Source organism: Caballeronia sp. DA-9, assembly GCF_051615025.1.
Taxonomy (GTDB): Bacteria; Pseudomonadota; Gammaproteobacteria; order Burkholderiales; family Burkholderiaceae; genus Caballeronia; species Caballeronia sordidicola.
Genome location: NZ_CP195133.1, coordinates 1644681 through 1667789, shown reverse-complemented (window position 1 = coordinate 1667789; position 23109 = coordinate 1644681). Strand labels below are relative to the sequence as shown.

The following is a 23109-nucleotide window of genomic DNA, read 5'->3' as shown; positions in this document are numbered from 1 at the left end:
AAGCTTGTTTGAAGCCGGTTCCGCGCGAGGCCTACGCCGCTTCGCGCAACTGCGCCGCGATCTGTGCTTCATCCAGTTGCGGCGCGAACATTTCGATGAGCTTGTACGCGTAAGCGCGAAGAAACGCGCCCTTGCGCAAACCCACGCGTGTGGTGCTGGCTTCGAACAGATGCTGGGTATCCAGCGCGACGAGTTCGGTATCGCGTTTTTCATCGAAGGCCATTGCGGCCACGATGCCAATGCCCATGCCGAGTTCCACATAGGTCTTGATCACGTCGGCGTCGATGGCGGTCAGCACCACGTCCGGCAGTGCGCCCGCCCGGGCAAACGCCTGGTCCACGTGCGAGCGGCCGGTGAAGTCGTTGTCGTAAGTCACGATCGGATATTCGGCGATTTCGTCGAGCGTGATGTTCTCGCGGCCAACCAGCGGATGCCCCTTCGGCACCACCACCGTGTGATGCCACGAATAGCACGGGAACGTGACGATATCCGGATATCTGTCGAGCGCTTCTGTCGAGATGCCGATATCCGCTTCGCCATTGATGATCATCTGCGCGATCTGCTGCGGGCTGCCCTGGCGCAGCGCAAGATGGACTTTCGGGAACACCTCGGTGAACTGGCGGATGACTTTTGGCAACGCATAACGCGCCTGCGTGTGCGTGGTTGCAACCACCAGATGGCCGTTGTCCTGATCGGCGAACTGGCGCGCGACGCGGCGCAGGTTTTCGGCGTCGAGCAACATGCGCTCGATCACCTGATGCACTTCCTTGCCGGGCTCCGTGAGACCGGTGAGACGCTTGCCGCGCCGGATGAAGATGTCCACGCCGAGTTCGTCCTCGAGATCCTTGATCTGCTTGGACACGCCCGACTGCGACGTATACAGCACGTTCGCGACCTCGGTCAGGTTCATGTTCTGGCGCACGGCCTCGCGGACGAAACGCAATTGCTGGAAGTTCATGTCAGCCTCTCTTCTTGGGAATTTTCAATGCGCCGGGAACACGCGCAGGACGCGCGGGACGGCCGTCACGCCGTCACCTATATTCAGGTTCAAACCACGCCACGTCTCACGATCGAGTTCGGCTTCGAGCACATTGCCTTCCGCGCCTTCCAGGTCCACGCGCACGGACCCGCCAAGTGTCACCACCCGGCGCACGTCGACCACGATGCCATCCCGATGACCCGAGGCCGTTGGAAACAGCGTGAGATCGTGCGGGCGCACATACGCTATCGCTGGACCCGCGAAATTCGCTTCGGTGGCGATCGGCTGCGCGGCGCCTTGCGCCACGAAACCTTGTTTATCGACCGTACCTTTCAGGCGGTTGGCCGCGCCCAAAAACTCGTACACGAACGAGGTTTGCGGATGGTCGTAGACGTCCTGCGGACTGCCGACCTGTTCCACGTGCCCGCGATTAAGCACCACAATCCGGTCGGCGACTTCGAGCGCTTCTTCCTGGTCGTGCGTGACGAAGATGGTCGAGATATGCAGGTCGTCATGCAGACGCCGCAACCAACTGCGCAATTCCTTTCTGACCTTGGCGTCGAGCGCACCGAACGGCTCGTCGAGCAGCAGCACTTTCGGCTCGACGGCCAACGCGCGCGCCAATGCAATCCGCTGCCGCTGCCCGCCCGAAAGCTCCGACGGAAACCGTTGCGCCAGCCAGTCAAGCTGCACAAGCTTGAGCAGTTCATGCACTTTCTCGCGGATCACCGCTTCCGATAGCCGCTCCTTGCGCGGCTTCACGCGCAAACCGAACGCGACGTTCTCGAACACGGTCATGTGACGGAACAGGGCGTAATGCTGGAATACGAAACCGACCTGACGCTCGCGTGCGCCGACAGCCGCGACGTCCTCGCCGTTCAGCACGACCGAGCCCGCATCCGCGTACTCGAGCCCCGCGATCACGCGCAGCAACGTGGTCTTGCCGCAACCCGAAGGTCCGAGCAACGCGACCAGTTCACCCGCCGGAAAATCGAGCGAGACGTTATCCAGCGCGACGAAATCGCCAAAGCGCTTCTGCAAATTGCGAACGATGATGCTCATGGTGATCTTCGCCTTCTAGTTCTGGAGTGACGCGGCAGCGGGTTTGCTGGCATCGATATCGGCGGGCTGGGCCTGCGCGGCTTCCATCGATTGCGCCATGCGGGTCTCGGCGAGCAGTTTCAGGCCGAGCGTGACGAGCGCAAGCAGCGCAAGCAGCGAGGCCACGGCGAACGCCGCCGAGAAGTTGTATTCGTTGTAGAGAATTTCGACGTGCAGCGGCATGGTGTCGGTCTGGCCGCGAATGTGGCCCGAAACCACCGACACCGCGCCGAACTCGCCCATCGCCCGGGCGTTGCAGAGGATCACTCCATACAGCAAACCCCACTTGACGTTGGGCAAGGTCACGCGCCGGAAAATCTGCCAGCCCGATGCACCGAGTACATGCGCAGCCTCTTCTTCATCATTGCCTTGCGCCTGCATCAGCGGGATCAACTCGCGCGCAACGAACGGAAACGTGACGAAGATCGTAGCGAGCACGATGCCGGGCACGGCGAAGATGATCTGCACGTTATGGTCGATAAGCCAGGGTCCGAACCAGCCCTGCGCGCCGAACATCAGCACGTAGATCAGGCCCGAGACGACCGGCGAAACAGAGAAAGGCAAGTCGATCAGCGTGGTGAGAAACGCCTTGCCGCGAAACTCGAATTTCGCGATCGCCCAGGACGCCGACAGGCCGAACACCACGTTCAGCGGTACGGCAATCGCGGCGGTGATCAGCGTGAGCTTGATGGCCGACCACGCATCGGGGTCCTTCAAGGAATCGAAGTAATAGGCCACGCCCTTCGCGAAGGCTTGCGCGAATACGGCGACAAGCGGCACGACGAGAAACAGCGCGAGAAAAATCAGCGCGACCGCAGTCAGGATCCAGCGCACTGCGCGCGGTTCGGTGACGGGATCGAGCTTGTGTTCTACCGCGCGCAACGCCGCGATATCGGCCGTTTTCTGGTTGACGCTGCTCATGCCTTGGCTCCGTCGATGTGCAACGAACCGGCGAGCGCGGGCGCTGGACCCGCGCCGCCACGGCTCGTGCGCCGCTGGAGAAACCATTGCAGCGTGTTGATGAGCAGCAGCATCAGGAACGACACGCACAGCATCACCACGGCAATCGCGGTTGCCCCGGCGTAGTCGTATTGTTCCAGCTTCGTGATGATCAGCAGCGACGTGATTTCGGATTTCATCGGCACATTGCCCGCGATGAAAATCACCGAGCCGTATTCACCGAGCGCACGCGCGAAAGCAAGCGCAAAGCCGGTCAGAAGCGCGGGGAAAAGCGACGGCAGCACCACGCGGCGAAACGTGAGCCAGCGCGTTGCGCCCAGGCACGCGGCGGCTTCCTCCTGCTCGCGCTCGAAGTCTTCGAGCACTGGCTGCACCGTGCGCACCACGAACGGCAAGCCAATGAACGTCAGCGCCACCAGCACGCCAAGCGGCGTGAACGCCACCTTGAGCCCAAGCGGCGCAAGAAATTGCCCGATCCAGCCGTTGGGCGCGTACACGGCCGCGAGTGCAATCCCTGCAACGGACGTGGGCAAGGCGAACGGCAGGTCGACCACTGCATCCACGATGCGTTTGAACGGAAAGGTGTATCGCACGAGAACCCAGGCGACCAGGAAGCCGAACACCGCGTTGATCAATGCGCCGCCAAGCGCCGCCGAAAACGTCAGGCGATACGACGCCATCACGCGGGGCGCCGTGACCGCGCGCACGAACGTCGCCCAGTCGAGCGTGGCCGTCTTGGCAAAGGTCGCGGCAAGCGGAATCAGAACCACGAGGCTCAGATACGCCACCGTGATGCCAAGCGTCAGGCCGAAGCCCGGCAGTGCGCTGGGCTTGCGGAAAGTGAAAGTTGTCATGCGTCCATCATCCAGTACCGTTGCGCCGCGGGGACGGCGCTTCAGGGTGTTTCAAGGTTCTGACCGTCTGTGCGGCCGTGTTGGCGCTTCCGGGTTCTTCTGTTTTTCGACCTTTGACGACCCTTTATGACTACAGCATCGCGAGCGGATGACCGCGGGCGATGCTGTATTTCCTGCTTTCATGCCGCCACAATTACTGCGGCTGATAGATCGAATCGAACACGCCGCCATCGGCGAAATGCGTCTTTTGCGCCTTTGTCCAGCCGCCGAACGAATCGTCGATGGTGTAAAGCTTGATCTTCGGGAACTGCTTGGTGAGCGCGGCCGGAACCGTGGTCGAACGCGGCCGGTAGAAGTTGCGCGCCGCGATCTCCTGACCTTCCTCGCTATACAAGTACTTGAGATACGCCTCGGCAAGCTTGCGCGTGCCATGACGGTCAACGACCTTGTCGACGACAGCAACCGGCGGTTCAGCCAGGATGCTCACCGAGGGGACCACGATCTCGAACTTGTCCGGACCGAACTCCTTCAACGACAGAAACGCCTCGTTTTCCCACGCAATCAGCACGTCGCCCTGACCACGCTGCACGAAGCTCGTGGTCGCGCCACGCGCGCCTGAATCCAGCACGCCGGCGTTTTTATACAGCTTCGTCACGAAGTCCTTGGCCGTCGTTGCATTTCCGCCCGGCAGATGTTCCGCATACGCCCACGCCGCGAGGTAGTTCCAGCGTGCGCCGCCGGACGTCTTGGGGTTCGGCGTCACAATCGATACACCCGGCTTGACCAGATCCGGCCAGTCCTTGATCTGCTTCGGGTTGCCCTTGCGCACGAGGAAGACGATCGTCGACGTGTACGGCGACGCATTGTCCGGGAGGCGTTTTTGCCAGTCCTGCGCCACGATGCCCTTCGCCGACAACGCATCGATGTCGTAAGCAAGCGCCAGCGTCACCACATCGGCTTGCAAGCCATCCAGAACGGCGCGCGCCTGACCGCCCGAGCCGCCGTGCGACTGCTTGAACGTGACGGTTTCGCCAGTCTCGGCTTTCCATTTCTTGCCGAAAGCCTGATTGAAGTCCTGATACAGCTCACGCGTCGGGTCGTACGACACGTTGAGAAACGAGGTATCGGCGTGCGCCTGCGCGATCATCCCTACCCCCGACGCGGCCCCGATAACCGCTGTCGCCAGCAGTTTCCTTGCACGCGCGCCCCATCCCGAATTCCGACTCAGCATTCCCCGTTCTCCGTCTTATGGTGTTTGATGGGCTGAGTCTATCGACGGGCTTTCATTATTAAAAATAATTGTTCCTCATTCTTTTAGATCGAAAAGTGCTAATGAAGGCTGGAAGCGGCGTTGCGACCAATAAATGGCTGTTGAAGCGCCGCATTTTGGGCTGTCGTGTGGTGCAAACGACGTCGAACTTAAAGTAAAGCTTGAAAAGCGGCGAATACTGTATAAAACTACAGGCATCTGTTCATCCATACAGTGGATCGCGGACCAGACAAGGGGCTAAAGCACGTGACCAAAATGAGCAAACTGACTGCGCGGCAGCAAGAGGTGTTTGAACTGATCCAGCGCGCTATCGAGCGGACGGGATTTCCGCCCACGCGCGCCGAGATTGCCGCGGAACTTGGCTTCAGTTCGGCCAATTCCGCCGAGGAACATCTTCGTGCACTGGCTCGTAAAGGAGTGATCGAGCTGGCCGCCGGATCGTCACGCGGTATCCGCTTGCTGAACCAGGCAGGTCCCGACGACGGACCGCATCAATTCACGTTGCCGCATGCCAGTATCATGCAATTGTCATTGCCGCTGGTCGGGCGCGTGGCTGCGGGCAGCCCGATCCTTGCGCAGGAACATATCTCGCAGCATTTCGCCTGTGATCCGGCCTTGTTCTCCAGCAAGCCCGACTATCTGCTGAAGGTTCGCGGACTTTCCATGCGAGACGCAGGCATCTTCGACGGCGACCTTCTCGCGGTGCAAAAGAAGAACGAAGCCAAGGATGGCCAGATCGTTGTCGCGCGCCTTGGCGACGACGTAACGGTGAAACGCTGGAAGCGCCGTCCTGACGGGGTTGAACTGATCGCCGAAAATCCTGACTACGAAAATATCTTCGTGGCTTCGGGCAGCGACGAATTCGCACTTGAAGGTATTGCTGTAGGACTGATTCGATCCGGCGAACTCTGACGCGCGCCGGATGCTGTTGAATTAACGACGGCGTTTGGTTTTGTTCGGTTCTTTCGTTCAAGACGCTGTTTTCTGAATCTGCGTGGCGGCAACGGGTGCTCCTGCTTCCGGCCGCGCCACAGTCGAATTTCCGGTTTTGTAAAGCGTGACGGACATCGCATTCGCGATTGACCGGCGCGCACCCTATTGTTCACGGAGAAACATCATGGAACGATTTGCCCGTCTGTTTTCTGTCGCGTTTTTATCGGCTGCGTCAGCTTCTTTTGCGCCCGCAGCGCGCTCACCACTTTCGTTCAGGCAATTCCGGGAGTTCGGCCGCTTTCGGCATTTGCGCGCGCTGATTTCCTGCAAGACGCGCAAGGACACCCATACGCCAGACCTCTTCGACGAACCGCCCGTCCTGCCGTCGCGGCAGCCAGCGTTCGCGCGTGTGTCGCTGAATGCTTCCGTGCATGCGCAGGCTGAGCGGCGTGCACCGGTACGCGTTTATCGCGGTGAATCGCGCGTCATCATGGTTGGAAATATTGAAGCGGTGTCGCGCATGATCGACCGCTGCGTCGACGAAGAACGTGCGGGTGTCGAAGGTGGCTTGCTTGCATGAACCTTCGGGTCGTTTTTTTGCCAATGAGTTTGAGGGATCGATTTCGTGGCGGCGCGGTCAACTAACAGTGGTTGGACTTCTCGCGCCCGGAAATTCGCGGTTCGCTCATCCAGTTATTCAGCTCATTTGCACGAAGGCGCCCTGACGTATGTCTCGTACGAGCAAGTCGGTTTTAACTGCATTGATTGTGGTTGCGGTCATCGCGGCGCTCGGGATGTTCTACGCGTCCCCGTATATCGCGCTCGACAGGATCAAACGCGCCGCCGACGCTCGCGACGCCGCGACGGTGAATGCATACGTGGACTTCCCGCTGTTGCGTGAGAGCCTGAAGGACCAGGTCGGTCAACTGATTACGCGAAAGATCGATGTGCAAAAAAGCGGCAATCCGCTGGCGCTACTTGGTGCAATGATCGGCGCGGCGTTGATTGGCCCGCTCGTGGATTCGTATGCAACGCCGGATGGCGTAGCGGCGATTTTAAATGGCATGCCGCCGCGAGGCGAGCCCGGCGAGAAACCACCGGCTCCGTCTTCGAGCGATCCCACGGCTGCTGGAACACCGCCAGCCTCGCCACAACCGCCGCCCGTGACGAGCACGCCTGCCCAACCCGCGCCCAAACAGCCGCCTCGGACTACTGCTGGCTACAGGAGTTTCGATACCTTCGCGGTCAACTACCAGCATGGCGCCGGAGACGCGCGCTACTCGGCCATTCTCAAACGATACGGCCTGTTCTCGTGGAAACTGGTGGGTATCGAGTTGAACGGGTGAACCGGGCAGGTTCGTCGTCAAGCATTCACTTCCGCCTTCGCAGGCACTGCGGCATGCGCCGCGTCCTCCTGCTCGGCCGTTGATCCGACCGGCGACACGGCCACCAAAATGCTGCACGACACACGGTCCATCAGCGGTGTGTTACCCGCGCCCATCCACCACCGTGCAAGGCCCGTGCGGCAACGGTGTCCGACCACCACCAGATCCACCTGCAGGCTTTGCGCCAATCCGGCGATTTCATCGATAGGATGACCGAACGCAAAATGACCCTGCGCGCTCACGCCGCGCTCCGTCAGCCACTCCACGCCTTCGCGCAAGATATCCCGTGCGGCGTCTTCGAAGCGCCCGCAGGCCATGTCCGTAAGCAGGCCTGCGCTTTGTGCAATGCTGGAACGCATATCCACAACGGCCAGCAGATGCGTTTCGGCCTTCAGCTCGAGCGCAAGATTCGCGCCGTCACGCAGCGCCTTTCGTCCTTCACGAGAGCCGTCGTAGCACAGCAGGATTTTTCGGTAGCTCGCCATGGTGGTTCTCCGCGCTGCTCGTGGCAGCAAAGGGCATCGAAAAAACAGTCGTCAACGTGTTGCGTGTTCTGCCCTGTGCCCAGCGGGCGACAAAACGCGTGTCGCGTTGCCGTCATCATGGTGCGTCGCTAAAACGCTTGCAACGATGGAAAACGCTAATGCATGTGCATCGCGGAAAAAACTTCAAGCGTGCAGCGTGCCAGCACGCGTAACGCCTTGTCTGACGGGGCTCTGCGGGTTTGACCGGCACTTCACCACGAGCCCCGCGCAGTCACGGGATGGCGTTCATGCGCATAGGCAGTGCAGGCCATGCGCGCCGCCGCGCCGCGCTGGTGCAATCGATTAAACTAGGCAGCTTGTTTCCGTCCCGACGCCGAGTCCTCCCGCATGGCAGATGCAGCAGTGTTACCCCACGACACCCGACCGGCGGATCACGCGCCGGTACGCCCGGCTATCGAGTTTATCGATGTCGAAAAACACTACGGCGACAAGACGGTCGTCAATGGATTGTCCTTTCACGTACAACCTGGCGAGTGTTTCGGGCTGCTCGGACCCAATGGCGCGGGCAAGACGACCACGCTCAAGATGCTGCTCGGGCTCGCAGCGCCGGATATCGGCACGATCCGCCTCGTCGATGAACCCATTCCGTCGCGCGCCCGCTACGCGCGGCGGCGCGTCGGCGTTGTTCCGCAATTCGACAATCTCGACCCGGATTTCACGGTCCGCGAAAACCTGCTGATCTTCGGCCGGTATTTCGGCATGAGCGGGCGCGAGATCGAGGCAGTGGTCCCGTCGCTACTGGAATTCGCGCGGCTCGAAAGCAAGGCGAATGCGCGGGTCGGCGAATTGTCTGGCGGCATGAAGCGGCGGCTGACGCTCGCACGTGCGCTTGTGAACGATCCCGACGTCCTGGTGATGGACGAACCGACCACGGGTCTGGATCCGCAAGCACGCCACCTGATCTGGGAACGGCTGCGCTCGCTGCTCGCGCGCGGCAAGACCATTCTTCTCACCACGCACTTCATGGAGGAAGCCGAACGGCTTTGCGACCGGCTGTGCGTGATCGAGGAAGGACGCAAGGTCGCGGAAGGCAAGCCCGATGAACTGATCGAGCGGGTGATCGGTTGCGACGTGATCGAGATCTACGGACCCGATCCGCAGGCATTGCGCGAGGAACTCGCACCGTTCGTGGGCCGTATGGAAATCAGCGGCGAAACGCTGTTTTGTTATGTCGATGACCCCGCGCCCGTGCATCAGCGGGTGAAGGGCCGGCCGGGCGTGCGTTACCTGCACAGGCCCGCCAATCTGGAAGACGTGTTTTTGCGCCTGACCGGGCGCGAGATGGTGGACTAGCCAATGTCGAGCAAACCGCAAACAAGCGCCCCGGACATTTCCCGTCAAGCCGTGCCGAAGCCCGAACACGAGCCGTTCCTGTCATCCATGCCGGCAAACGCCTCGAACTGGATGTCGGTCTGGCGGCGCAACTATCTCGTCTGGAAAAAGCTTGCGATCGCATCGATGTTCGGCAATCTGGCGGACCCGATGATCTATCTGTTCGGCCTGGGTCTCGGACTGGGGCTGATGGTCGGCCACGTGGACGGCGTTTCGTACATCGCGTTTCTTGCGGCGGGCACGGTGGCGTCGAGCGTGATGATGTCGGCGAGCTTCGAGGCCATGTATTCCGGCTTCTCCCGCATGCACGTCCAGCGCACGTGGGAGGCGATCATGCACACGCCACTCACGCTCGGCGATATTGTGCTGGCCGAGATCGTGTGGGCCGCAAGCAAGTCCGTGCTCTCGGGTGTTGCCATCATGCTGGTGGCCGGCGTGCTTGGGTACGCCAGTTTTCCATCGATGCTCTATGCGTTGCCGGTGATCGTCCTGACCGGTCTGGCGTTTTCCAGCACGGCGATGATCGTGACGGCGCTCGCGCCGAGCTACGACTTTTTCATGTTCTACCAGACGCTTGCGCTTACGCCGATGCTGCTGCTTTCCGGCGTGTTTTTTCCGCTGACGCAACTGCCGGCGCTCGCCCAGCACGTGTCATTGTTGTTGCCGTTGTCGCACGCCGTAGCGTTGATCCGCCCCGCGATGCTCGACCGGCCGCCGGAGCAACTTGTTATCCACGTCGCGGTGCTCGCGGCCTATGCAATCATCCCGTTCTTCATCTGCGCGATCCTGTTTCGCCGGCGCATGATGCGTTGACGTGTTGGCGCGTCAATGTGCCGAAGCAAAAAAGAAAGCCGCTGCAGCTTGCGCCGAGCGGCTTTCCTGCTATCAACCTGCTATCAATTCATCAGCAATCCTACTTCAAACCCGGCGTGAACTCCTTATGCCCGCCAAACCCAAAGCGCATTGCCGATAACATCCGGTCAGCGAACGAGTTTCCATCGCGTGAACGAAAGCGCGTGTACAAAGCCGCCGACAATACTTGCGCCGGCACCGCCTCCTCGATCGCCGCCTCGATCGTCCAGCGCCCTTCGCCGCTGTCGGCAACTTCGGCCGAGTACTTGTCGAGCGTGACGTTGCCCGCCAGCGCACCCGCCGTCAGGTCGAGCAGCCAAGACGACACCACGCTGCCTCGCCGCCAGACTTCGGCCACATCGGCGAGATCGAGATCATAGCGCTGCGCTTCGGGCAAGTCCGTCGACGACTTGTGTTTCAGGATATCGAAGCCTTCTGCATATGCCTGCATCAAGCCATATTCGATGCCGTTATGCACCATTTTCACGAAGTGACCCGAGCCGACCGGCCCGACATACATGTAGCCGTTTTCAACGCGCGCGTCGCGGCCTTCCCGGTTCGGCGTCGCGGGAATATCGCCGCGCCCCGGAGCCAGCACGGAGAAGATCGGATCGAGCCGCTGCACCACATCCTTCTCGCCACCGATCATCATGCAGTAACCGCGTTCCAGTCCCCACACGCCGCCAGACGTGCCGACATCGACGAAATGAATGCCCTTTTGCTTGAGCTTCGCTGCGTGAACGATGTCGTCCTTGTAGAAGCTGTTGCCGCCGTCGATGATCGTATCGCCCGCTTCCAGAATCTCGTAGAGATCGTTCATGGAATCTTCGGTGATCTTGCCGGCCGGCAGCATCAGCCAGACCGTGCGCGGCGCGGTCAGCTTCTGAACGAGATCGCCCAGGTCGCTTGAACCCGTTGCGCCGTCAGCGACCACGGCTTGCGTTGCATCCGGATTGTGGTCGTACACCACGCAAGTCTGGTCACCGCGCATGAGGCGACGCGCGATGTTTGCGCCCATCCTGCCAAGTCCAACGATTCCAATTTGCATGACGGCTTACTCCTTATGGCTGGTTTTGACGCGTTCGATCTGCTTTTTGGCTTCTTCGTAGACATGTTCCGGCGTGAAGCCAAACTTCTTCTTCAAGTCGGCAAGCGGCGCGGATGCCCCGAACGTATGCATCACGATTTCCGAGCCCAGGCGGCCGACATACCGGTCCCAGCCAAGCGAGCCGGCCTGTTCCACGCACACGCGCGCATCGACGTCCGGCGGCAGCACGGATTCCTTGTAGTCGTTGTCCTGCTTCTCGAACACGTCCCACGACGGCATGGAGACCACGCGCGCGGCAATGCCTTCGCTCTTCAACTTCTCGTATGTCTCGATACACACGCCGACCTCGGTGCCTGTTCCCATCAGGATGACTTCGGGCTTCTTGCCGTTATCGGCATCGGCGAGAATATAGGCGCCCTTGTGCACGCCTTTCGCCGATGCATATTTGGAACGGTCGAAAGTCGGCATGGGCTGGCGCGACACGACAATGCAAGCCGGCGTTTGCGGTTGCGCCAGCGCGAAACGCCACGCTTCGCCCACTTCGTTCGCATCGCCCGGACGGAACGTGCTCAAGCCGGGCACGCCACGCAAAGACGCCAGTTGTTCGATCGGCTGATGCGTCGGACCATCCTCGCCCACGCCGATGGAATCGTGCGTGAAAACGTAGACCACGGGCACTTCCATGATTGCCGAGAGCCGGATGGGCGGCTTCATGTAGTCGCTGAAAATCAGGAACGTCGAGCCATAGGGCCGCAGGTTCGACAGCGCGATGCCATTGCAGATCGCGCCCATCACATGTTCGCGAATGCCGAAATGCAGGTTGCGGCCTGCATAGTTGTCGTATTCGAAGCTGCCCGCGCCTTCGAATTTCAGATCGGTTTTTGTCGATGGAGACAAATCCGCCGAACCGCCGATCATCCACGGAATCCGCTTGGCGATGGCGTTCAACACCTTGCCCGACGACTCGCGCGAGGCCACGCCTTTGGCGTCGGCGTCGAAGACTGGAATGTCGGCATCCCAGCCTTCCGGCAATTCATGCGCTTCGATCTGAGCGAATTCTTTTGCCAGTTCCGGATACTTGCTGGCGTATTCATCGAAGCTTTTCTGCCACGCTTCGCGCGCCGCTTTCCCACGTGCGCCAATGCCTTCGTTGAAATGCTCGTACACGCCATCCGGCACGAGGAAGCTCGCGTCCTCCGGCCATCCATAGGCTTTCTTCGCGAGCTTGATTTCATCGACACCCAGCGGCTCGCCATGCGCCGCCGACGTATCCTGCTTGTGCGGCGCGCCCCAGCCAATAATGCTCTTCACCACGATCAGCGTGGGCTTGTCCGTACTCGCCTTGGCCTGATTCAGCGCGGCTTCCAGTGCGCCGGCGTCGTTGGCGTCGTCCACGTGAAGCGTGTTCCAGTGATAGCCCTTGAAGCGCGTTTCCACGTCGTCGCTATACGCCAGATCCGTGTGCCCTTCAATCGTCACGCGGTTGCTGTCGTAGATCCAGATCAGGTTCGACAACTTCAGGTGCCCGGCCATGGAAGCCGCCTCGTGCGAAATGCCTTCCATCATGTCGCCATCGCCGCATAACGTGTACACGCGATAGTCGAAAATCTTCGCATCCGGCTTGTTGAAATGCGATTCATACCAGCGCGCGGCCATGGCCATGCCAACGCTGTTTCCCAGGCCCTGTCCGAGCGGGCCGGTCGTGGTTTCCACGCCGGTGGTCATCCGGTATTCCGGGTGTCCCGGCGTCTTGCTGTCCAGTTGGCGGAAGTGCTTGATGTCGTCGAGAGATACCGCCGGAGCGCCAGTCGCCTTGCCCGCGTGATCGACGGCCTTGACGCCCGTCAAATGCAGCAGCGAATACAGCAGCATGGAAGCGTGCCCCACCGACAAGACGAAGCGGTCGCGATTGGGCCAGAGCGGCTCGGTCGGGTCATAACGCAGATGGTTTTGCCACAGATGAAAACCAACCGGCGCCAGCGCCATCGGCGTTCCGGGGTGCCCCGAATTGGCTTTTTGCACTGCGTCCATGGACAGCGTGCGGATGGTGTTGATGGCGAGGGTGTCGAGATCGGACGAATTCGAGGGGGTTTGCGGCATGAGCGACGACTCCTTTTGCGTAGGGCGCGCTGAGGCACAAGAGGCGCCACAGCGGGCAACCGGGTCTTTCGAGCAAGTGTAGTGCCATGAGAACTGGCGCGTCACCAAAGAACAGCGAAGCGCGCGCCGCAAAAGGCGCAGCGCGGCTTATGACAGACGATTACGGCACTTACTAAGACAACAACTTTACGCTTGAAACCATGCAAAAACGACGCGGGAGGTAATTTTTCGTGGCCGCTACGGTTGAGCGTAGCGGCCATGCATGACAATTTTTGGCGAACCGGTCAGGGCGCAGGGTTGGGCTGGAGTTCGTGAATGGCGTCGATTTCCGCGAGGATCTCATCGGACAATTTCACGTCAACGCTGCCGATGTTCTCGTGCAATTGCGCAAGCGTCGTGGCGCCGATCAGCGTGCTGGTCGTGAACGGACGGCTGTTCACAAACGCGAGCGAAAGCTGCGCCGGGCTCAGTCCGTGGCGACGGCCGAGCGCCACATAAGCACTGACCGCCTTGACCGCGTGCGGCTTGCTATAGCGCTGAAAACGCTCGAACAAGGTGATGCGCGCGCCGTCCGGACGCGCGCCGCCTTCATACTTGCCGGAAAGCCAGCCGAAAGCCATGGGTGAATATGCAAGCAGCCCAACGCCTTCCTTGTGCGTGAATTCCGAAAGCCCTGCCTCGAACGTGCGGTTCACCAGGCTATATGGATTCTGGATGCTGACAATGCGCGGCAGGCCGAGTTTATCGGCGGCCTTGAGAAACTGGGCGACACCCCAGGGCGTCTCGTTCGATACCCCCACATAACGGATCTTGCCCGCTTTCACGAACTCGCCGAGCACGCTCAGCGTCTCTTCTACCGGCACCGTAGATTCGTCCTCGATCCACGGATAATTCGCGCGCCCGAACGTCATCGTGCTGCGGTCCGGCCAGTGCAACTGGTACAGATCGACGTAATCCGTTTGCAGCCGTGCAAGGCTGGCATTGATGGCTTCTGTCAGGTTCTTCCGGTCGAACCGGTTGTCTTCGCCGCGGATATGACGCGGGTTATGCGGCTGACGCGCGGGGCCCGCAATCTTCGTCGCCAGCACGATCTTGTCGCGCGACGCCGGATGCGCACGCAGCCATGTGCCGATGTATTCTTCCGTGCGCCCTTGTGTTTCAGGGCGCGGCGGAACCGGATACATTTCGGCGGCGTCGATCAGATTGATGCCGGCGGCGAGCGCGGCATCGATTTGCGCGTGCGCGTCGGCTTCCGTATTCTGTTCGCCCCAGGTCATCGTACCCAGTCCGATCAGGCTGACATTGACATCCGTTCCACCGAGTTTCCGGTACTCCATCGTATGCTTCCCCATGGTTATGTTCAGGTTTGAGGCCGTGATTCGACGCTTCGGCCAGACGCCGAAACTACCATAGCGCGCGCCTTGCTGCAGCGCCTGTCCGGCAAGGTCCGTCACTTGCTTGCGATCGCCCTACAAACCAGCGTCTGAGAAAAGTCTTTAATGCGCAACCTCGATTTCAGTTCCTGGCAAGCCTTGCTGTCCACGCTGCTTGGGCTCGCCGTGATCACGCTGATCGGCGTCGGTATCCGGCTCTTGCTCATGCAAACCGTGCAGCAACGGCGCGAGCGCGAAAACCGGCAGATAAACGAAAGGCTGCGCACGCTCATTGCCGCGTACAAGACCCTCGGCGGTTCCTTTACTGGCAACCTTGCCGTCGATCCTGCCCATCTGCGCGACTTGAAGCGTGCAGCCATGGCCGTCCCTGCTGCGGCGGAAGCGGCACTGCCCACCCCTCCTGAAAACGCTGCGACGACGGACGAACTCGCGAAGGCAAATTATTCCAGCCGCTCGGACCGTTCCCGGCGCATTCGCGATGCAGTCGAAGTGGCGCTGGCCGACATCATTCTGCTAGGCACCGAAGAACAGGTTCGATTGGCTGCTAAAGCCGCCCGGGAAATGACGGAGGGGCAAACCATCCATACGGCGGAACTGGTCATTTCGCTGCGCAACTTCATCCGCGAGGTTCTCGATCTTGAGCCCGTTCACCGCGGCATAACGATTCCAGAACAAGGTCCTGCACGGCTTTCGGGCTCGAAGCCAAAGGACGGTGGCCGGGACGGCGGAGGCGCGCAAGGTAACAAGGGGCTTGGCGGTGGCGGAAGTGGAGGCGGAGGCGGCATCGGTGGATCGGGCTCGGATAGCGGCTCTGCGCATCACGCCGAAGAGGACGACATGCATCGCCCTTGAAGCCGCCCGGCGCAATGGAGCCACACGACCCCTGAGTGGCGTCAACTTCGCGAAGCTGCATCAGGCATTGCGCGGTTGCCGTCAATCATCGACCGGATCATGACGGTCAATGGCCCCAGTTCAAACGGCTTCGTGACGACCGCCATTCCATGCTCCAGAAACCCCTTTCCAACGACTGCATGTTCAGCGTAACCCGTCATGAAAATCACCGCGAGCCCAGGACATCTGACGCGCGCGGCATCCGCCAGTTGCCGGCCGTTCATGCCGCCCGGAAGGCCGACGTCGGTCAGAAGCAGATCGATCTTGCGGCCGGATTCGAAGACTTTCTGTCCATCGACGCCGCTTGCGGCGGACAGGACAACGTAGCCCTCGGCCGTCAATGACTCGACGATGATCTCCCGAATCGTTTCCTCATCTTCGACTACCAGCACGCATTCTCCGTCCGCGTGCATCTTGAGGTGTTCGGGCGAAGCTCGCGCCGATTCGGTATCGATGCCTCCAGAATACCTGGGAAGATACAGGCTCATGGTCGTCCCGCGGCCTATCTCCGAAGCGACGTGCACCTGCCCTCCCGATTGACGCACGAAGCCGTAGACCATGGACAATCCAAGACCGGTGCCCTGACCCATCGGCTTGGTCGTGAAGAACGGATCAAACGCGCGGGAAATTGTCTCGGGCGACATGCCGCAGCCGGTATCCGTCACGCCGATGGAAATATATTGACCAGGGGCCAAGTCCAGTTGGGCTGCCGCGCTTGCGTCGAGCCATTTGTTGGCCGCCTCGATGGTCAACTTCCCGCCGGCGGGCGTCATGGCGTCTCGCACGTTGATGCATAGATTCAACAACGCATTTTCCAGTTGCGACGCATCGACCTTCGTGAGCCACAGATCGCCTGCACCAGCCACGTCGACACTGACGGACGGACCCACCGTCCGGCTGATCAGGTCTTCGAGGTTGCCGATCAACCGGTTCACATCCATTGGCTTTGGGTCGAGCGTCTGACGCCGGGAGAACGCGAGCAGCCTTTGAGTGAGTGAAGCCGCGCGCTTGACGGAATCCTTCGCCATGCCAATGTAACGCTGCGCGTTTTCAGTATCGCCCTGTTTCAGGCGCATCTCCAGAACCTCCATACTGACGCTCATGGAGGCCAGGAGGTTGTTGAAGTCGTGCGCGATCCCACCGGTCAGTTGTCCAATTGCCTCCATCTTCTGGGATTGACGAAACCGCTCCTCGATTTCCATCAGTGCGCGGGTTCGCTCCTGCACTCTCTGCTCGAGCGATTCGTTGGCGGCACGAAGTCTCAACTCGCTTTCCTGCAGATCCAGAATCCCCCGTGCACGTTCCACCGCAGTGCGCGTGCGAAGCGCAACTTCCCGCATGAAGGTGGTCTCGGTCTCGGTCCAGTCCCTTTGTTGCGCGTGATTGACAAACAGCACGGCGACCAGAACACCCTTTTCGACCACGGGGACGTTCATGAAAGAGCGGGCACTCTTGCTCTCAAGGGCCGCCGCCGCAAAGCTGGTCCTCGGATCTTCCCGGACGTCCGCGATCCTGATGAATTCGTTCTTCTTGAGACTGTCGATAAACGAACCATATTCGCGCAGCGGCGTCACGCCCGCCAGCGTCTCGATGCCGAGAGCCGTCCAGTCCCGTTCCACGTGCAACGTTTCGGCAATCGGGTCGATCGTACCGTACCCCACGCGGCTGACTTGCAGCGCCTCCCCCAAAACACGGCAAGCGGCAAAGCTGAATTCCTCCGGTGTACCCAGCGTCTGAAATTCGTCGCTCAAGCGAAGCAGCGCAAGATGGAATGCGTGAACCTGCGTCCGGTCGGTGACGTCGTAACCTTCCACGAAAATGCCGGTTATGGTGCCATCGGAATCGCGCAATGGCTGAAAGACGAAATCGACGAACCACTCAACGACAGGGCCGCCCGCAACGGTCTGCACAGCATATTTGGCGCTGAACGCGGAATAGGCCTCGCCCGTGTTGAAAACCTTGTCAAGCAATTCACCGTAGCCTTGCGCCTGAGCGTCTGGTAACGCGTCGGCGACGGTACGGCCCAAGATCGGCCTGTCCCCCACCAGTCGCAGATAATTCGCATTGGCCCGCACAATCCGATGAGTCGGGCCTTCAAGTATCGCCATGAAACTCGGTGATTGCTCGAAGAGCGTGGTCAGCAGTTCGGCGGGCTCCCCACTTGAGCCCGGGTCGGGAAGCACTCTACAAAGAACAGCTTTCTCATTGGACATTAAGGCAAATCCTGGATGGCGGTGCGCAGGTTCCAATTGCGCGAACGACTTGATGAATGCAGGAAAACGGCCGTCGTCTGATCATATCAGCGGCGCCGTTCGCCCCAAAGTAGCATCCCGCGCTGCTCACTATTGCCCTGAGGACGGCTGTGGCTCGCGACTTGTCGTGCGCTTTCCCGGCTTGATCGGCTTATTGCAATACCGGCGGCGCAGAACCTGCCCCGACAAGATCAGCATCCATCAAGCGGCGGTTATTTTGAGGCTGATCCGGTAAAAATCACGGTTCCTCGTTACCTTTTCGCTTATATGAACGGTTTTGGAACGTTGGGACCAATGATTGCGGTATTAACACAGCCATCGTGAAAATAATATGGTCGAAACGCGTGCTTCGCATGTCGTTGTCGACTAGCGGCAGAATGTGAAAATACAAAAAGTCAGACACTACGGCGTCTGGTCAATCCGGCAAGTACCTGTCAACGGGCATATTCCCAAGGTCCTGGTCGTCGACGACAATCAATGTGCAGCAGATGCCCTGTTTGCTTATATGTCATTGGAACGACTGGATTGCCGTGTCGCATATGGCGGTCGAGCAGCCGTCGATATTGCTGGCGAATGGACACCACATATCGTCCTCATGGACATCTCGATGCCAGAAATAAATGGCTTCGAGGCGGCTCGATTTCTTCGATGCCGCCCGGCAACCCAGGACATCGCGATAATCGCATTCACAGCGTTAGACGAAGCGACTGTGCGAAAACAGGCGCCCAACACCGAATTCGACGGGTATTTTCAGAAGGGACAACCGCCCTCCCTGCTACTCGCGCTTATGCAAACGATGATCGCTCCGGCGTCCCATCCAATTGCTTGAGGCGGACACGCTCACAGAGTTTCAGTGACTGAGAATCTTCTGTGTTTCGACAATCAGTCTTTCGCCAAATCGGATTTGATCATCACACAATCGGTCTCCAGGAGATGAGGGAAATGCCCGGAATTATTGGGCACAAATGCGCTGAGGGAAAACCCACAACGCTCATATACGGTAATTGCTTCACGGAAGTCCACGGAATCAGTGTACAGCTTCGCGATCGCCAATTCGCTTTGCAGCCCGACGAATTGCCGCATGATGTTCTCCGACGATTTTACGATCTTGACGTCAAAGCCCTGAGTATCCATCTTTAAAAATGGTCTTTTGAACAAATACTTCGCGCGCAATCGTTGAAGAGCGGTCTCCAGACGTTCCGTTCTCACCGCGACAGTCTCGATAACCGAATTCATTCCACGAAAAAGCTGAACGTCTTCGTGGCTTGGCATGCTTAAGGAACTGAACTCGCTGGCGCGCATTACGTTGAACTGCGCCTCGCCGTCGTCCTCCGATACAGCAATCTCGTCGACGATCCACTTGTCGTCGCCCTTCGCATGGTCACGCGCAATACGGGCATCGTGCGGATTCGGTTCAAATGAAAATATAAATCCCTTATAGCCCGCTTTCTTTCTCAGCATCGTGGCGTACTGCCCTTGATTGGCACCTATATCGAATACGCAATCCACGTCCAGGTAAGTCAGCAATTTTGACAGATGAGTTTGCTCCCAAATCGGATAAAGCTTCCGCTTGTCGACAAGCGTCGTGTTTTTGATCAAAGCTGAAACTCTCTTCGGAAGTCTCTGGGCTCGCTGGAACACATGCATAGAAACTAAGCCTCCGTGTTATTCGGAATATGATTGGATCTGATTGCATTTTGTTCACGAGCGGATTTCATTAAAACCATTTTCGAGTTGGCGAAGCTGGTTCTATAAAAGATTGACTATCGTGAGCAGTTTCTTGCCTTGGCAGGGGCGTACACAGTTGCCACCAAGCAAATGCCAGCGCCCTTCTGCGAACCGTCGGAGCCACACCGAGTGGCGATTTCGTCGTATGCTCGAACTATGCCTCACGTTCTTGAGAAAGGGATAGATTAGCCGTCAGTCTGGTAAGACAAATCGCCTTTGCCGAAAACAATGCTTTAAAGGCCGATAAAGTTGAATGCGGTGCAGCATTAAGTATGCTTTTTGTAAGGATTTGGGGATTATTTATTTCGTCGGGATATTATTCAGCGTATTGCAGCATGTTTGATTTTCATTGCTTCGGTTTCAGCAGGAGATTTAATTTTCGCAACTGTTAAAAATGTGCAAGTCCATATACAAGCCAACGCGGCTCTTCAAAACGTTGCACTGCGGATTCGTGTTATCCACATACGTTTGAATCGAAGCCCATTGTTGTTAGCCAGACGTGTATGGGCGACGCTGTGAACGATCAGCAATGTCGTGACCAAGAAAATTGGTGATTGATAGCGGTAGGAAAGGTCGGGCGGAAAGCAAAAAAGCCCACGGTTAGATGGGCTTTTTTGCAAAGTAACCAAGCGGCTAAAAACACTGCTAAGTCATTGAATCTTTTGGGGTGGCTGATGGGGCTCGAACCCACGACAACAGGAATCACAATCCTGTATATCTATACAGGTAATTCAAGGCGTTCGGGCAGGTTTGTGGAACTGAACTTGTAAACTGCATGTTGATTACATTGACTTTTTTCGATCTTGTTCCACAAAGTTTACCCAACAACGCGCCGCTCATGTACTGTACATCCATACAGTATTTAGAGGTGCGCCATGGCGGATCACTTCAACCCGCACCGCGGCGACGATCATCCCTGCATTGAGTGTGAGCATTGGGGCGGCCTTGATACCTCGGGGAGCCACGCTGTGTGCGTGCGCGGCCCTGGGTTCAATGTTATGGGGCAATCTGAAAGAGGTTGCGTACATTGGGTGCGCGCGACCGGCGCAGACGATGATCTGGAAGTTCGCCGGAATACAGACGTGAATCTGTACAAAGCCCGGCGAGCGTGACTTACAAGAGCGAGTCGGTATCGCCAGGTGCTACCTTGCGCCGCCTCGGCGGGATCGGTGCCGGCACGGAGGTCATCTCGTCCGATGGGTAGAGGTTCAGGAACGAGCGCGCCTCGTCGGTCGACCGGCACGACAGCCAATCGTCGTATTGCTCGGGCCTAAGGATGACGACAGACCGCTTTTCAGCGCCGGGCTTATGAAAGCGGCGCATCAACTCGTGATCGTCGGAATTCACTGTGAGCATGGTGAACGACAACGCCGTGCCTTGCGGCTCGACCCATTCGCGCCATAGCCCGGCAATCGCCAACGGCGCGCCCGACTCCAGGCCAATGCGCCAACGCACCGCGGAACCGGTTTCGTAGCTCGGCTCATAGAAACTACGACACGGGATCAGGCAAAGCTGCAGATTCTTCCAAGACCCCGAAAAGCTTCGCTTCTCTCCCACCGATTCTGCACGGGCGTTCATGGTGTCAAACAACTTCACACCTGCCGGGATGTGCGCACGCGGGACCATGCCGAAGGTGGCTGGGTCTGTCAGGCATTCGCCGGCATTCGCACGCAGGATCGGCGCGAGATAGTCCTTCCACGTTTCGATCGGGTAATCAAAATTCGGCTTGGGAAATTGGCTGAATGCCTCGAAGTCGATCTCGGCTGCCGGGTCGTAGTTTGCGCACATATAGACGTTTAACCCGGAGAGGCTCCTTCATCGGGTGAAAATGGAAGATCGAGAGTTTGGCCTTTCTTCTTCATGACCTGATCCACCATATTCATGAATTTTTGCCACCCCCATCCGTTAGCGATCGCGAGCCTCTGCAATGTCAAAATCGACTGGAGATGACTCGCTAACATAGGATCCCCGATGTCTCCGGTAAGCCATTGATGAAGCTTGTTTTCCCGGGCACCCTTTTCGTCTTTGGGACTTTTATCTTCAAGATCCTTTAAAAGCCCCGGTGCCATGCGCTCGTAGACTAAATCACGGGTGTAATGCGCAACCACACTGTAGCGGTTTTTACCCATACCTGGCCAAGTCCAACCACGCAATTTATAGATATTCTCGTAGTATTCGTCAGGAAATTTCTTTGCCCACACCGCCAGTTCTTTGCGCACCAGCATCTGCAAGTACTGTTGCAGTGCGTCGCCAGGTCGAACTGCTTGATAGCCGGTTGCCTCATCGACTAACCCTAAAATACCCACTCGCGCGAAAGATCTTATGAGCATGCTGGCAAACTGCGCGTATCGCTTTTCGTGCTCCGTCGTCAAAACCCCTTGCTCTTGGGCGATCAACAGCGCTTCGCATAAATCTTGAAGCACCGTAGCTTCGAATCCGTCGCTTGGGTCTCCAATTTTTGGTGAGCCACCTAGGAATTGAATAGGCGTACCGATGGCCAAGGACAAAGCCTTGTTTTCCAACGAATTTATCGCTCTTAACCCACTAATTCGCGCGATTCCTTGGCCACGGCCTTTCATGCCAATTGCCGCTGTCATACCGCGGCCAGAGATCACTCGTCGCCCATCGTTCAGGACAAAGCACGGAATTTTCAAGTCGCCAATCGTTAATACACCTTTATGAGTGGCAACCGGCAGCTCTGGCGGATCTGATGGCGCATGCCGAGCCTTAGCCGCATTGCGCGCAATTTCACTACGCCGCTCAGGAGTGAGTTTTTCTTTACGAGCTATTCCTCCCTTCGCACGCCCGCTCACAGGTTTATGTGAGTTTTCGACCTTCGAATCAGATTTTTTCATGCAAGCACCAATGTACATTGTGCTTGCATTATCATCGAACGTACGACCCTTTGCAAGCACAATATCGAATTGTGCTTGCATTGAACGCACACGCGTCGGTACGAAAAGATGCTATGCGAAAAGGCAAGCAGCGGCTACGCAAATGCGCTGGCGTTCTCCAGCCGCAGCGCTCAATCCAAATCTTTCCGCGCCAATTAAAGGCATGCCCCTTGCTATCGTGTGCCGGCACTTGTGGAATTCACCGGAGTTAGGCAATGGATATGGGATGTGTGGCGTTTCAGGCTCATTTGGCAACGCTGCTTCGAGGCATGCCGCGATGTACAACCGCAGAGCTTAATGATCACACCATTGTGTTCTGGGATGGTCAGTGGGCGAAAGGTGCCGAACTCTCGGGCGATGGCAGCGGCCAGTTACTCGACAAGTTTGATCTTGACGAGCGCACTTGCAATCGTCTGCATGCTGACCTCACAGCGTGGCTCGCGTCGCCGCGATACGGTGCGCGTCCGGACTTGGAGGAATGGATCTATTACTAGCCGATTTATTTGCGGCAGCGTGATCCTCCCGAACGACCTGCGCTACCAGTAACTGAGCCAATATGAAGCGCGCGCGAGCAGCTAAACACAAGCTGGA

At 58.5% G+C, this 23109-nt stretch carries 21 protein-coding genes; 8 read left to right on the top strand and 13 right to left on the bottom strand.

Annotated elements, in window-relative coordinates:
- Positions 1 to 31: 31 nt before the first annotated feature.
- From ACRWA7_RS23940 to ACRWA7_RS23920, 5 genes are all read right to left on the bottom strand, one after another.
- Positions 32 to 958: a CysB family HTH-type transcriptional regulator gene (locus ACRWA7_RS23940; RefSeq protein ID WP_060857146.1), complete on the bottom strand. Its 927-nt coding sequence runs from the start codon at positions 956 to 958 to the stop codon at positions 32 to 34.
- 24 nt (positions 959 to 982) lie between these two features.
- Positions 983 to 2041 carry a sulfate/molybdate ABC transporter ATP-binding protein gene (locus ACRWA7_RS23935; protein ID WP_438396528.1) on the bottom strand — a complete coding sequence of 353 codons (1059 nt, stop codon included), beginning with the start codon at positions 2039 to 2041 and terminating at the stop codon, positions 983 to 985.
- A 15-nt stretch (positions 2042 to 2056) separates the two neighbouring features.
- The gene (gene cysW, locus ACRWA7_RS23930; RefSeq protein WP_060857144.1) at positions 2057 to 3001 is read right to left on the bottom strand and encodes a sulfate ABC transporter permease subunit CysW; all 945 of its coding nucleotides are present in this window, start codon (positions 2999 to 3001) and stop codon (positions 2057 to 2059) included.
- Complete coding sequence (gene cysT, locus ACRWA7_RS23925) at positions 2998 to 3894, bottom strand: sulfate ABC transporter permease subunit CysT (RefSeq protein WP_438396526.1); 897 nt, start codon at positions 3892 to 3894, stop codon at positions 2998 to 3000. Before cysT ends, cysW begins: the two co-directional genes overlap by 4 nt.
- Before the next feature lie 193 nt (positions 3895 to 4087).
- The gene (locus ACRWA7_RS23920) at positions 4088 to 5125 is read right to left on the bottom strand and encodes a sulfate ABC transporter substrate-binding protein (RefSeq protein ID WP_438396524.1); all 1038 of its coding nucleotides are present in this window, start codon (positions 5123 to 5125) and stop codon (positions 4088 to 4090) included.
- Between the two features lie 294 nt (positions 5126 to 5419).
- On the opposite strand from ACRWA7_RS23920, the gene lexA reads away from it, so the two are divergent.
- The 3 genes from lexA (at position 5420) to ACRWA7_RS23905 (ending at position 7443) form a co-directional block, all read left to right on the top strand.
- Positions 5420 to 6076 carry a transcriptional repressor LexA gene (gene lexA / locus ACRWA7_RS23915; RefSeq protein WP_060857141.1) on the top strand — a complete coding sequence of 219 codons (657 nt, stop codon included), beginning with the start codon at positions 5420 to 5422 and terminating at the stop codon, positions 6074 to 6076.
- A 205-nt stretch (positions 6077 to 6281) separates the two neighbouring features.
- Positions 6282 to 6677 (top strand): hypothetical protein, encoded by a 396-nt coding sequence (locus tag ACRWA7_RS23910; protein WP_438396523.1) that lies wholly within the window; start codon positions 6282 to 6284, stop codon positions 6675 to 6677.
- 148 nt (positions 6678 to 6825) lie between these two features.
- Complete coding sequence (locus ACRWA7_RS23905; RefSeq protein ID WP_438396522.1) at positions 6826 to 7443, top strand: DUF2939 domain-containing protein; 618 nt, start codon at positions 6826 to 6828, stop codon at positions 7441 to 7443.
- A 17-nt stretch (positions 7444 to 7460) separates the two neighbouring features.
- On the opposite strand, the gene ACRWA7_RS23900 is transcribed toward ACRWA7_RS23905, so the two are convergent.
- The gene (locus ACRWA7_RS23900; RefSeq protein WP_060857139.1) at positions 7461 to 7967 is read right to left on the bottom strand and encodes a universal stress protein; all 507 of its coding nucleotides are present in this window, start codon (positions 7965 to 7967) and stop codon (positions 7461 to 7463) included.
- A gap of 387 nt (positions 7968 to 8354) precedes the next feature.
- On the opposite strand from ACRWA7_RS23900, the gene nodI reads away from it, so the two are divergent.
- Entirely contained in the window at positions 8355 to 9320 is a 966-nt protein-coding gene (nodI, locus tag ACRWA7_RS23895; RefSeq protein WP_438396521.1) for a nodulation factor ABC transporter ATP-binding protein NodI, read from the top strand.
- An 87-nt stretch (positions 9321 to 9407) separates the two neighbouring features.
- The gene (locus ACRWA7_RS23890) at positions 9408 to 10172 is read left to right on the top strand and encodes an ABC transporter permease (protein WP_244164126.1); all 765 of its coding nucleotides are present in this window, start codon (positions 9408 to 9410) and stop codon (positions 10170 to 10172) included.
- Between the two features lie 100 nt (positions 10173 to 10272).
- Here the strand turns inward: ACRWA7_RS23890 and gnd are convergent, their stop codons facing one another.
- The 3 genes from gnd to ACRWA7_RS23875 form a co-directional block, all read right to left on the bottom strand.
- Positions 10273 to 11259, bottom strand: coding sequence for a phosphogluconate dehydrogenase (NAD(+)-dependent, decarboxylating) (gene gnd, locus ACRWA7_RS23885; protein ID WP_438396520.1), 987 nt, complete (start codon positions 11257 to 11259; stop codon positions 10273 to 10275).
- A 6-nt stretch (positions 11260 to 11265) separates the two neighbouring features.
- Positions 11266 to 13359, bottom strand: a complete 2094-nt coding sequence (gene tkt / locus ACRWA7_RS23880; RefSeq protein WP_060857136.1) for a transketolase — start codon at positions 13357 to 13359, stop codon at positions 11266 to 11268.
- A 284-nt stretch (positions 13360 to 13643) separates the two neighbouring features.
- The gene (locus tag ACRWA7_RS23875; RefSeq protein WP_438396763.1) at positions 13644 to 14696 is read right to left on the bottom strand and encodes an NADP(H)-dependent aldo-keto reductase; all 1053 of its coding nucleotides are present in this window, start codon (positions 14694 to 14696) and stop codon (positions 13644 to 13646) included.
- 162 nt (positions 14697 to 14858) lie between these two features.
- Between ACRWA7_RS23875 and ACRWA7_RS23870 the strand changes: the two genes are divergently transcribed.
- Positions 14859 to 15605, top strand: a complete 747-nt coding sequence (locus tag ACRWA7_RS23870) for a hypothetical protein (protein WP_060857135.1) — start codon at positions 14859 to 14861, stop codon at positions 15603 to 15605.
- A gap of 41 nt (positions 15606 to 15646) precedes the next feature.
- Here ACRWA7_RS23870 and ACRWA7_RS23865 read toward each other — a convergent pair whose 3' ends face one another.
- Positions 15647 to 17857 carry an ATP-binding protein gene (locus ACRWA7_RS23865; RefSeq protein ID WP_438396519.1) on the bottom strand — a complete coding sequence of 737 codons (2211 nt, stop codon included), beginning with the start codon at positions 17855 to 17857 and terminating at the stop codon, positions 15647 to 15649.
- A 418-nt stretch (positions 17858 to 18275) separates the two neighbouring features.
- Between ACRWA7_RS23865 and ACRWA7_RS23860 the strand changes: the two genes are divergently transcribed.
- Positions 18276 to 18725, top strand: coding sequence for a response regulator (locus ACRWA7_RS23860; RefSeq protein WP_060857133.1), 450 nt, complete (start codon positions 18276 to 18278; stop codon positions 18723 to 18725).
- A 53-nt stretch (positions 18726 to 18778) separates the two neighbouring features.
- Here ACRWA7_RS23860 and ACRWA7_RS23855 read toward each other — a convergent pair whose 3' ends face one another.
- The 3 genes from ACRWA7_RS23855 to ACRWA7_RS23845 form a co-directional block, all read right to left on the bottom strand.
- Complete coding sequence (locus tag ACRWA7_RS23855) at positions 18779 to 19543, bottom strand: FkbM family methyltransferase (RefSeq protein WP_438396517.1); 765 nt, start codon at positions 19541 to 19543, stop codon at positions 18779 to 18781.
- Positions 19544 to 20737: 1194 nt separating this feature from the next.
- Positions 20738 to 21412, bottom strand: coding sequence for an SOS response-associated peptidase (locus ACRWA7_RS23850; RefSeq protein ID WP_438396515.1), 675 nt, complete (start codon positions 21410 to 21412; stop codon positions 20738 to 20740).
- A gap of 8 nt (positions 21413 to 21420) precedes the next feature.
- The gene (locus ACRWA7_RS23845; RefSeq protein WP_438396513.1) at positions 21421 to 22479 is read right to left on the bottom strand and encodes a P63C domain-containing protein; all 1059 of its coding nucleotides are present in this window, start codon (positions 22477 to 22479) and stop codon (positions 21421 to 21423) included.
- Between the two features lie 254 nt (positions 22480 to 22733).
- On the opposite strand from ACRWA7_RS23845, the gene ACRWA7_RS23840 reads away from it, so the two are divergent.
- Positions 22734 to 23012 (top strand): hypothetical protein, encoded by a 279-nt coding sequence (locus ACRWA7_RS23840; RefSeq protein WP_438396512.1) that lies wholly within the window; start codon positions 22734 to 22736, stop codon positions 23010 to 23012.
- Positions 23013 to 23109: the final 97 nt, after the last annotated feature.